The sequence below is a fragment of the Streptomyces boncukensis genome (assembly GCF_011045075.1).
GTDB lineage: Bacteria > Actinomycetota > Actinomycetes > Streptomycetales > Streptomycetaceae > Streptomyces > Streptomyces boncukensis.
The window spans coordinates 1-10,325 of record NZ_JAAKZZ010000263.1; the positions used below are offsets into that span (position 1 = coordinate 1).

At 69.5% G+C, this 10,325-nt stretch carries 10 protein-coding genes and 2 pseudogenes; 4 read left to right on the forward strand and 8 right to left on the reverse strand.

Features of this window, described 5'->3' with window-relative positions; genetic code table 11:
* Positions 1–500: 500 nt before the first annotated feature.
* A complete protein-coding gene (locus tag G5C65_RS40195; protein WP_277608090.1) occupies positions 501–623 on the reverse strand; it encodes a hypothetical protein in 123 nt (40 codons plus the stop codon).
* A gap of 306 nt (positions 624–929) precedes the next feature.
* Here G5C65_RS40195 and G5C65_RS22595 point away from each other — a divergent pair, with 306 nt between their 5' ends.
* Positions 930–1,334, forward strand: coding sequence for a hypothetical protein (locus G5C65_RS22595; RefSeq protein WP_165300741.1), 405 nt, complete (start codon positions 930–932; stop codon positions 1,332–1,334).
* Here G5C65_RS22595 and G5C65_RS22600 read toward each other — a convergent pair.
* Positions 1,331–1,918, reverse strand: coding sequence for a hypothetical protein (locus G5C65_RS22600; RefSeq protein WP_338146587.1), 588 nt, complete (start codon positions 1,916–1,918; stop codon positions 1,331–1,333). The two genes, G5C65_RS22595 and G5C65_RS22600, sit on opposite strands and share 4 nt — an antisense overlap.
* Positions 1,919–2,221: 303 nt before the next feature.
* Positions 2,222–2,539, reverse strand: a complete 318-nt coding sequence (locus G5C65_RS22605) for a hypothetical protein (protein ID WP_165300742.1) — start codon at positions 2,537–2,539, stop codon at positions 2,222–2,224.
* A gap of 170 nt (positions 2,540–2,709) precedes the next feature.
* On the opposite strand from G5C65_RS22605, the gene G5C65_RS22610 reads away from it, so the two are divergent.
* Positions 2,710–4,053, forward strand: coding sequence for an NsdA family TPR-like regulatory protein (locus G5C65_RS22610; RefSeq protein WP_165300743.1), 1,344 nt, complete (start codon positions 2,710–2,712; stop codon positions 4,051–4,053).
* Here the strand turns inward: G5C65_RS22610 and G5C65_RS22615 are convergent.
* The 3 genes and pseudogenes from G5C65_RS22615 to G5C65_RS22625 all read right to left on the reverse strand — a co-directional run bounded on the left by G5C65_RS22615 (position 4,031) and on the right by G5C65_RS22625 (position 6,266).
* Positions 4,031–4,564 (reverse strand): NUDIX hydrolase, encoded by a 534-nt coding sequence (locus tag G5C65_RS22615; protein WP_165300744.1) that lies wholly within the window; start codon positions 4,562–4,564, stop codon positions 4,031–4,033. The two genes, G5C65_RS22610 and G5C65_RS22615, sit on opposite strands and share 23 nt — an antisense overlap.
* A 752-nt stretch (positions 4,565–5,316) precedes the next feature.
* Positions 5,317–5,665, reverse strand: a pseudogene (locus G5C65_RS39465) (replication initiator); the annotation flags it as partial.
* Positions 5,666–5,855: 190 nt separating this feature from the next.
* Positions 5,856–6,266 carry an SgcJ/EcaC family oxidoreductase gene (locus G5C65_RS22625; RefSeq protein ID WP_165300745.1) on the reverse strand — a complete coding sequence of 137 codons (411 nt, stop codon included), beginning with the start codon at positions 6,264–6,266 and terminating at the stop codon, positions 5,856–5,858.
* A gap of 221 nt (positions 6,267–6,487) precedes the next feature.
* On the opposite strand from G5C65_RS22625, the gene G5C65_RS22630 reads away from it, so the two are divergent.
* Positions 6,488–6,883, forward strand: a complete 396-nt coding sequence (locus G5C65_RS22630; RefSeq protein WP_165300746.1) for a MarR family winged helix-turn-helix transcriptional regulator — start codon at positions 6,488–6,490, stop codon at positions 6,881–6,883.
* A 329-nt stretch (positions 6,884–7,212) separates the two neighbouring features.
* Positions 7,213–7,604, forward strand: a pseudogene (locus G5C65_RS22635) (IS110 family transposase); the annotation flags it as partial.
* Between the two features lie 229 nt (positions 7,605–7,833).
* Here G5C65_RS22635 and G5C65_RS22640 read toward each other — a convergent pair.
* Together G5C65_RS22640 and G5C65_RS22645 are read right to left on the reverse strand one after the other, a co-directional pair.
* Positions 7,834–8,775, reverse strand: coding sequence for a sigma-70 family RNA polymerase sigma factor (locus G5C65_RS22640; protein ID WP_338146588.1), 942 nt, complete (start codon positions 8,773–8,775; stop codon positions 7,834–7,836).
* Between the two features lie 10 nt (positions 8,776–8,785).
* A complete protein-coding gene (locus tag G5C65_RS22645) occupies positions 8,786–10,015 on the reverse strand; it encodes an NAD(P)/FAD-dependent oxidoreductase (RefSeq protein WP_165300748.1) in 1,230 nt (409 codons plus the stop codon).
* Positions 10,016–10,325 lie beyond the last annotated feature (310 nt).

Genomic DNA, 10,325 nt, shown 5'->3' on the forward strand with positions numbered 1-10,325 from the left:
CCCCCACCCCGCTCGTGGCCAGGCCACCCCTCACTCGTCTGCCACTCTGGGATAGCTATGCCTGCACCCGGAGGTCTGAGCTTCCGACCTCTGAGGTTGCGACATGGTGCCTGTTGCTCGGGCTCTGCTCTGGTCGAACCGAAAGCGCGGTAGCTTGGCTGAGCCTGGCGGCCAGTGCGGCGAGCCACACGCGCGCCCTATCGTTCGGCGCTCCCGCCGTGCTGGCGGGCTGTCTGTGGCTGAGGTCCACGCGCGGCGCCGTTGCGGTACAGCAGCGAAGTACAGCAACCTCACCGACCGTCGTCGCCTGGCACCGCCCCTCCCGCACTCCGCAGCGGCCGGTATGGCCCTCACCGCCCCACCCACCTCCAGCTTGTAAACAGAAGGTCGTCGGTTCGAATCCGACAGGCGGCTCTGCAGGCCAAGGGCCCTGTTCGCCGTCGAACAGGGCCCTCGGTGTATCCCGATGACGGCAGTTTTGACGGCAGCCGCCTAACCGATCATGAGCCTTCGGGCTGGTCGTCGGGATCGTCGTCCTCGCCGTCGCTGTCGCTGAGGGCGTCCCCGAGCCGTCCGATCGCGTCGCGCTGCTCGTCCAGGCGTACGAACGTGTAGACGTCCATGGTCACCCGGATCGAGCTTTGCCCGAGTCCTGCATGATCGTCCGGGCGCTCTCCCGCGGTTCGTCCGGTCCGCCATACCCGGCTCGGTACGCCAGCGCACCGCTGAGTGGGGTACGCCGGGGGACGCGCGCCAGCTCGTACGGCTCCCCCTCTCGCCGTGGCGTGCTGCCTGTGGTGACCGTTCAAGACCGCCCCGAGGGATTCCACCGACGAACGGCACCAGGCCGCCAGTACACACTTACCCGCCCGTGTGCCAGGGGAGGCAATGGCGCCCGGACGGGGCTGTCTCGGCTCTAGGCTTCCGCCATGGCTGAGGCGTTCGTCAGGGGTGAGGAGCACCGGGCGTGTGGCATCTGTCCGTCGCGCCGCCTGCCGTTGGGGGAATTCGACGTCGCGGAGCGGCCCAGTCGTGAGTTCCCGTTCAGCTCGGAGGATGGGCACCGATACACGGCGGAGGGCGTGCCGGTGTGCGTCCATCCGGAGAAGGTGGGGGTGCCGGCCGCGCGGTACAAGTCAGACAGGGTGCCGTTGATGGGGGAGCTAGACCTGCCCGCCGACGAGGCCGAGCTGGAGATGTATCTACGTGACATGGTGCACGGCGCAGCGCCCGGGGTGCTCGAATCACTGATCGAGCAGGCCAGCCGTGAGATTGCTCAGCGGTTCCCCGGCGTCGACACCACCGCGATGCTGCGCCGTGCGTTCATGGCTTAGGCGGCTGCCGTGGCGAAGCCGGGGGCGATGCGACGACCGGCTTCGTAGATGCCCAGTTGCTCGTACTTCCTGGTGACGATGGCGGTCCGTCGCTCCGTCTCGTCCTTGCCGAGCCAGTAGCGGTCGTTCACCGGGCCCCAGGCCGCGCGGTACACCTGATGCGTGTAGTCACCCGGCTCCCCTGCGCCGATCGCTTCGCGGTCCGTGGCATGCACGAACTTGATTCCGGTTCGCTCCTGGATCCGGCTCAGCACGGTGAACTGGGCGGCCAGGGCGTGGATCATCACGTCCAAGGGGACCGGTACCGGGATCTCGGCAGCGTCCTCGTTGCCGTCCGTCAACTCGTACACGGCCGACTTGATGACCATCGCGCGGATGGCTTCGGGGAACAGCGGGTCGGTGTCCTTGCGGACGTCGTAGCCGTCCAGCAGGGCGTAGCCGGTGAAGTCCGTCCAGGCTTCGTCGTAGGACTTGCAGGACCTTGCCAGCCGCGCGAACTCCGGGTCCGCTTCCAGCGTCGTCAGCATCTCTTTCGCGCGTTCCGCCGCCTTCTCCGGGGCGGGGCGTTCCAGTGTCGCGTTCACTGCTGCACTCTCCTTCGCGGTTGTGTGAGTGGCAGGCCCGTACGGCTGCCGACCGTCGCGAGAGACAGCCGTATGGGCATCCCGCTCCTGGCCGATGCTCGACCTGTCCGTGGCACCGATCCACCAGCCGAGGCCGGAGCTCGGGTGATGCGCGGTCCGACTCCCGCGCCCGTGAGCACCTACGAGGGGGAGCCGGACCGCCTTCCCCGCGCGCGTTTCAGCAGGAACCGGCGACCAGTCCGGTCCGACGCGGGCGGAGGCTTGTGAACCGCCCCCGGGGCGGGAGCCGTAAGGGGCGGAGGCTCACAGGTAGAGCTGTGCGTCACAGGACGTGCAGTAGATCTTGCCGTCCCGCTCTTCCGTGTCCGGATGAGTGCACGCTTCCCTCTCCGGAGCGGATTGCAGCAGACAGACCGTGTCCGGCGCCGCCGTGTGCTCCCGCCCGCCGCCGCACGGCCGGATGAAGACCAGGTCGTGCGGAATAGTCGAACGCGGCCGGGCAGGGTCCACGAACCCGTGGAGTACGTCCACCAGGACGCCGACGAAGCCGGCTTCGGTATCGCGTACGAGTGCGCCCCGGCACTGATCGAGTGCCGCCGTTGTCCCTTCGTCTGCCGTCATGCCGCCGTACCTCTCTACTGGTGGCCTCTGTTGCTCGCCCCGTGTGCAGCAGCGTCCCGTGACGGGCAATAGGCCAGAAAGGTCCAGGTGATTACCCAACTTGGGTAACATCACGGAGCGCAGAGACTCAGCGACGATCAGTAGATGCCGCGCCGCCCGGAGCGTGCCTGATGCCCGAGCAGTCCAGCAGCCCGCCGGAGCTTCCCGCCCGGCTGCTCAGCAACCCGGAGATGGTGGACGCCTGCCGTGTGCGGGACTTCTCGCAGGTCTTCCGACTGGTCAAGCGGCACGCGGGCATCTATCCGTCGATGATCGCGCGGCGGTGCGGGCTGACGCCCAGTCGTGTCGGTGAAGTCATGGCAGGCCAGCGCAAGTTGCTGCACATGGATGTGATCGAGCGCATCGCTGACGGGCTGCGCATCCCCGGCCACCTGCTCGGATTGGCGCGACGGGAGTGGGAGACTCCGCCCGTGCTGAGCACACGCACGCGCGAGGCCGCACCGGAGGAGGCGCCCCTGCCTGCCGAGTCCGGCACACTGCCGGGCACCGAGGTGGACCGCATCCTTGCGGCAGCCGCCACCAGCAGCCCCAGCCCTTCCACCCTTCAGGCCCTGCGCTCCTCCATTCAGGACTACTGGCGGCGCGACGACGAGCATGGCGGCGAAGCTCTCAGGCCCGCCGTCCTCGGGCAGTTCCGGTATGTGATGAGTCTCCTGCGCGAGACCAGCCACCAGGAGACCCAGCGCGGCTTGTACGCCGTCGCCGCTGAGCTTGCCCGCCTCACCGGGTGGACCTACTTCGACGCGCGCCAGTACAGCCGAGCCCGTACGTACTTCACCGAGGCGCTGCGACTCGCGAAGGCCGTGGACGACCAGGCGTTCATGGCCAACGTCATGGCCTGCATGAGCCTCCAGGCCACCTACCAGGAACGGCCGGGCGACGCGGTAGCGCTCGCGACAGCCGCCCAGGACCACGCCCGAGCATCAGCCGGAACACCGCGTGTGATGGCAATGCTGTCGATGCGCGAGGCGTTCGCCCACGCCACACTCACCCGCCGCAGAGAGACCCACGCGGCGCTCGCGGAGTCGCACCGGCAGTTCGAGCGGATCACCGATCGGGATCCGGACCCGGATTGGGTGGCGTACTTCGACGAACCCAAGCTCATCGTGGACACCGGCATCGCACACGCCCGCCTCGGCGAAGCCGACGTCGCCGAGCCACTGATCACGGATGCCCTGCACCGGGAGAACCAGTCCAACCAGCGAGGGCGCGCGTTCCATTCCTTCTGGCTCGCCCGCACCCAGCTCCAGCGCGGCAAGCTGGACGAGGCGTGCCACACGGCCATGAGCGCCCTCACCCCGGCCTCCGCCGTCACCTCAGAGCGCGTGACGGGGCATCTGCGCGAGTTTCACGAGCAGTTGGAACCTCACCGCCAGGAACCCGCTGCCATGGTTTTTGAGGCCCGGCTGCGGGACGCGCTCCCCGTGAGCCTCAGCGAACCCCCTCGTCCATGAGCACGTACAGCAGCCCGACCAGGGAGCCGCTGCTGACGACCTCGCGGCGGTCGATCAAGCCGCGTACGCGGTCGAGTGGGATCCACTCGATGCGGGCTGCCTCGTTCTTCTCCGTGGGCGGGCCGATGTGCGTGGCGCCGTCCGCTCGGAAGACGTGGTGCTGCGAGTCCGTGATGCCGTTCGCGGGTTCGGCGTAGATCAGCGGTTTCATGGCGTCCGGCCGCCATCCGGTCTCTTCCTCGACCTCACGGGCCGCCGCGTGCTCCGGGTTCTCCCCGTCTTCGATGAGCCCCATGGGCAGCTCCCACGCCCACGTGTCCGTGATGAAACGGTGGCGCCAGAGCATCAGCACCTCGCGGCGGTCGTTGACCACAGCGGCGACGGCCAGGTGCCGCAGGCGTACGACGTGGTGTTCCCAGCGGCGGCCGTCCGGCTGCTGTACGTCGATGAGGGACAGGTTCAGCCACTGGTTGTTGTAGATCGACCGCTCGCCGAAGGTCTTCCACTCCATGAAACGCCGCCCCTCTCGACTGATGCACCCAGCATCCCAGAGAACAACGCTGTTCGAGTCAGCCGTCTTGACGGCAGCGCTGACGGCAACGACGGCACACACCGCTCACCAGCGGCCGTTCTCGGCTCACGGCTCAGGGGCTTGTTGCGATCACTGGTGCACCCTTGCCCGAGCCTTGTGGGCGGGGGGTCGTCGGTTCGAATCCGACAGGCGGCTCCGCTGGCGAGAGGCCCCGTCCCGGGTGTGGGGCGGACGTGACGGCATGCTCCAGGAAGCGGCTCGCCGACGCTTGGCGTCCTTGCGCTGGGCGCAGCACTGGCAGGTGTCGGCCAGCCCTGTCAGCCACTCGCGTACGTCGCGGACGGTCAGCTTGTCGAGCCGCTTGGGGCCGAGGTGTGGCGCGATGTACAGGCCGCGACGGTGCGGTGCCGGGTGGGGCCGGGCCCTTCTTGGCGTCGGCGTGGGCCTTGAGTCATGTGTCGTGCCCTTCGGGGCGGGTCTTGCCGTAGACGTACTTGCGCTTGCGTTAGCCGTCGGGGGTGGTGACGCAGACGTACGCGGCGAAGCCGTTGCGGTAGGGGCAGATGGAGCCCTCGCCGTTCCCGCGCTTGCCGCTCATGCCGACCACCTCTCGGCTTCCTCGGCCATGGTGTGCCACTTGGGCGTGGTCGTCGCCGCGCACGATGGCTGCTTGGAGGCGGCGCGGAGGGCGCCGAGGGCCCAGGCGGTGCGGATGAGGCGTTCGGCGTGTGCCGGGCGCGGTGCGGGAGTTCGCGTTGGGGCAGGCTCGCGCGGTGGGTGGTCTCGCGGCGGAGGTGGATGGTGAAGCGGCGCCAGAGCGTGCCTGCGTGGGCGTTCCAGAGCACCGCGGATTCGTAGTCGTAGCGGGGGCGTGGTGGCGTCCGCAGCGGTAGGGGCGGGTGCCGGGCCGATCTCGCGCGTGGTGGTGTCGACGTGGTGCTCGGTGCGGTGTCCGGCCAGGCGTACGGGGTTGGTGCAGCCGCCGAGGCCGGAGAGCTGGCGGAGAGTACCGGGCAGGTTGCCGGGCGTGGCGGGTTTCGCCAGTTCGGCGAGCGGTGCCGGGGCGTTGCGGGTGAAGATGGCTGGAGGGTCCGTCAACCTCGCCGAGTCGCCGGACAGCTGGGGCACTCCGGCGTCAGGGGACGTCGCTGTCGACCTCTGCGCGGAACGCGCACAGATCCCCTCCGGGTGCAGCGCCAGCCCTCCTTGCGCATGGACGTGGCCGTCGGCCGCGATCCGGAACCGTCCGCGACACGGCGACCGTACGGTCCTACGACTCGTTGTGGAGCTTCTTGGTGCGTCGGCTCATCTCGGTGTTCTGGAAGGCGACGCACTCGAAGCGTCCCTCGCGGCTGCGCAGGATGAAGGTCTGGAGCTTGTCGTACGGGATCGCCTTGCCCTTGCCGATGCCTCCCACCGTCACCACGGCCACGGAGTCGGAGTCGATGTCGCGCACCTCGATCGCTTTCACCGCCATGCGAGTGCCCTTCTGCCACTTCTCGAAGACATCACGGTGGGTGGACGTGATCTCGGCCCGCCCGAAGAGGGCGTCTCCCATGAAGATCACATACGAGGCGTCCTCGGCGAACTGCTCTCCGTACGCTTTCGCGTCCGCAGCGTCCCATGCACTCCGGAGGCGGTCGAGGTACGCCTCGACAGTGTCCTGGTCGTTCGGTGCCATGACTGATCCAATCCATGTGAAATCATTTCGCTTGAAACTATACCAGCCGACATGAGCCTGCAAGGCTCCACTGGCGGCTCCAGCGGCACTCCGAGGGTTGTTTCGAGCACAACCATTCCGATAGGTATGATTGAGGTGTGGGTACCACTCCTGAGACTGCTCGTACGGCCCAGCCGGAGCCCATCGGCTTTGTTGTCGCAGCAGTCGGCCACGCTGCGACGATGGCTTTCGAGAGCGCGCTTGCGCCCACGGGCCTGCACCCTCGTCACTTCGCGGTACTGAGGGGCCTCAGGGATGGGGAAGCCCAGTCCCAGCAGTCCTTGGCCCGCTCCTTGGGCATCCCGGCCAGTCGCATTGTGGGACTGCTCGACGACCTCGTCGAGCGGGGTTACGTCTTCCGCCGGGAGTCACCAACTGACCGGCGGGTCAAGCTCGTCGCCCTCCTTGATGCCGGACGCAGGGAACTGCAACACCTGACGCAACTCGCCGGCGAGTCCGAACGCCGACTGACCGCCGGGCTCACTGCCCAGGACCAGGCCGAACTGCGCCGGCTTCTGGGCATTGTCCACAGCAACGCCGGCGTTGGGCCGAGTGGTGTCCCGGCACGAATCTGGTAGAGCGGCACACGAGCTCGTGTGGCCCAACGAAGCTTCCCCCTGACCGTAGACACCCGGAGATCGGGGTCAGCGCCGAGGGACCGCGCAACTGGGGTGGACAGGACCGGACTGACCGGGGTCAGGGGCGCCGGGCGAGGCTGTGCCGGAAACCGGCACCATGTTCTCGGCCCGAGCGGGCAACCAGGCGAGCGCGATCTGGGCCGGTGTGGCGCCGATGTCGAGGGGGAACCAGGAGAGGAGCGGAAGCCCCTCCCGTGTGCAGTGTGACGCTGTACTGGTTCTGGGCCTCTGGAGTTGGCATGACTTCCTCTCCCTGCCGAACGCATGGCCTGATCGCGGGCTTCGACGACGACCTGGCCGGCGAAGCCACCCGCATCAGCCGTCGCTGGAACGGGTGCTGGGCCCGCCAGTGCAGCATCCCGCCGTGCTCAAGCTGCTCGACCAGTTCGGCTCCCCGGCCCAGATCCGCAAGGCCGGACGTCGTCGACCGGTGAACCTGACCGGGCCGCAATCCCCTCGGATGGCCGAGCGGCTGGTGGAGGACATCTTCACGGCCCTGGACGAGCAGACGGTCATCGTGCCCGGCACGGATGCAGCCGCGTTGATCGTCCCCAGCCTCCGAGGAAGCAAGCAACTCAAACGGGCCTTCTTCCTCTCTGCGTTCGCCGCCCTGGCCAACCCGGTCTCCCGGGCCTTCTACGACAAGAAGATCGCGCAAGGCGCACACCTGCTGGCGTGCGATGGCCGTGTTGAGTGCGGTGCGGAGCACGGCCCGTACGCGCGCCGGGATGTGGCCCCCGGTGAGTCTCCGGTACGGCTTCATCGCAGCGAGTCCGGCGAGTCCGGCGAGTCCGGCGTATGCCCGATGCGGGGCTTCGGCTCCTTCGTGGACGTGACGGATTCGAGCGGGTCGCCCCTGCGTGTGCGTCTCCCGGCGTTGTCGGTGTCGGTCACCACTGGGTGGTGAGCGGCGTGCCCGGTTCGTGCTGTTGCCAGGCTTCGGTGAGGCGGGCGAGGCGGGCGGGGGCGGCGATGCCACGCACGGTTGCGATCCTGCCGTCGGCGATGTCGAACGTCACGGCGCCGGCGACCTGGCCGCCGGGCACGAAGAGGAGGGCGGGGGCGCCGTTGACGAGCGCGTAGTGGAAGGCGGGCGTGCCGCCGGTACGTCGCCGTTTCGCGGGTGTGGGTGTGAAGCCGGCCCGTGCGATGGCGGCGATGCGCTGCGGAGTGTCGTACTGCAGCAGCGTCTTGGTCAGGCCGGCGCCGTCGGAGACCGCGGTCGCGTCGTCGGTGAGGAGCGCCACCAGCCGTTCGGTGCGGCCCGTGGAGGCGGCGTCGAGGAATTCCTCGACGATCCTGCGGGCGGATGCCGGGTCGGCTTCGCCGCCGCTGCGGCGGCGTGCGGCGGTGACGCGGCGCCGGGCCCGGTGGAGGTGCTGCTGGCTTGCGGACTCGGTGATGCCGAGGATCTCGGCAATCTCGGCGTGGCCGTAGGTGAACGCTTCGCGCAGGACGTAGACCGCGCGCTCGACGGGTGACAGGCGCTCCATGAGGGTCAGCACCGCCAGGGAGACCGATTCGCGCTGCTCGAAGGTGTCGGCGGGGCCGAGCATCGGGTCGCCTTCGAGGAGCGGCTCGGGCAGCCAGGCGCCGGCGGTGCGTTCGCGGCGGGCCTGTGCCGAGCGGAGCCGGTCCAGGCACAGGTTGGTGACGACCTTGGTCAGCCACGCTTCAGGTACCTTGATCCGCTGCCGGTCGGCGGCCTGCCAGTGCAGGAAGGCATCCTGCACGGTGTCCTCGGCGTCGGCGGCGGAGCCCAGCAGCCGGTACGCCAGCGAGGCCAGCCGGTTCCGGCCGGCCTCGAAGCGATCAGTCGCGGAGTTGTCCACGTGAATCACCCTAGGCGGCTACGCGACCGCTGTTCTCGGCGGTCCCATCCGGTGCGGCGGCCAGGCGGCGCTTGCGTCTGGGCAGGCCGAAGGTCGGGTGCGAGGTGCCCCACAGCGCCCCCTTCTCGATGGCCGCCTTGATCCGCGCGGCCCTCCGCCCGCCCAGGTACTTCGGTTTCGCCTGCCCTTCGGCGTCGACCGACTGCCAGAGCCCGTCCCGCCGCCCGAGGCTGATGGCGTTGTACAGGTAGACCAGCTTGACGTTCGCGATCTCGCGGCCGGTCAGGCGTCCCACGATCGCCTCGATGGCCTGTCGGCCGGTGTAGCCGGCCGAGCCGCAGGACATCGGCAGCGGACGGCCGTTGTCGCCGAGGGCATGGACGCTGTCGCCGATCGCGTAGACGTTCGGGTGCGAGACCGACCGCATGGTGCGGTCGACGACGATCCGGCCGTTCTCGGTGACCTCCAGCCCGCCGGCGGCGGCGATGGGGCTGACCGCGAACCCGGCCGTCCACACGGCCGCGTCGGACGCCAGGGCGGTGCCGTCGGCGCACAGCACCCGCGCTGCTTCGACGGCTTCGACGCTGGTGTGCTCCAGGACGGTGATGCCCAGCCGGTCGCACGCCTGGCGCAGGTGGCCGCGGGCTCCTGCGGAGAGCCGGGCGCCCAGTTCACCGCGGGCGATCAGCGCCACCGACAGGCCGGGCCGGGTTTCGGCGATCTCGGTGGCGGTCTCGATCCCGGTCAACCCGTCGCCGACGACCACTACGCTCCCGCCTCCGCCTCGCTCGCCCAGGCTGTCCGGGCGCTCGCCCAAGCCGTCCAGGCGCTCGCGCAGGCGCAGCGCCGAGGGCCTGGCGGCGACGTCGAAGGCGTGCTCGGCAACGCCGGGGACGGCGTGGTCGTCGCCGTGGCTGCCGAGCGCGTACACCAGGGTGTCGTAGCCGAGGTCGCCGCCGCCGTTGGCGTCGGCCACGGCGACGACCCGGCGCTCGGGGGCGACGGCGGCGACCCGGGCCACGCGCAGCCGGATGCCGGTACCCGCGAAGACGTCGGTGAGCTGCGGTGCCTCGATGTCCCGGCCGGCCGCCAGCTGGTTCAGCCGCAGTCGCTGGACGAAGTCCGGTACGGCGTTGACCACGGTGATCTCGGTGTCCGCCGGGGACAGCCGACGGGCCAGGTTCCCGGCCACGTAGGCTCCGGCATAGCCGGCGCCGAGGACGACGATGCGGTGCTTCATCTGATGCTCCTGTCGGTCGGCTGTGCTGTTCGCGGGTTGAGCGGGACAGCGCCTCGATTCCTGACAGGAACCGTGTGTGGCGTGGGTCACAGCGCGGCAGGACCGCCGCCCGGCGATGCTCGCGCCGCCGAGGCGGCGCGGATGCGGGCCGAGCCGGACGAGGCGAGCTGATGCCGATCACCGTCGCCATCGACGCCGTGATCGCCAGCCGGAGGACGTGTGTCCGGAGGACGTGTCCGGAGGGCCTGTCCGCCTGCCTGTTCGCCGGCCCGTGCGGCTGCGGATGCGGAGTGGGGGAGGGAGGCCGATC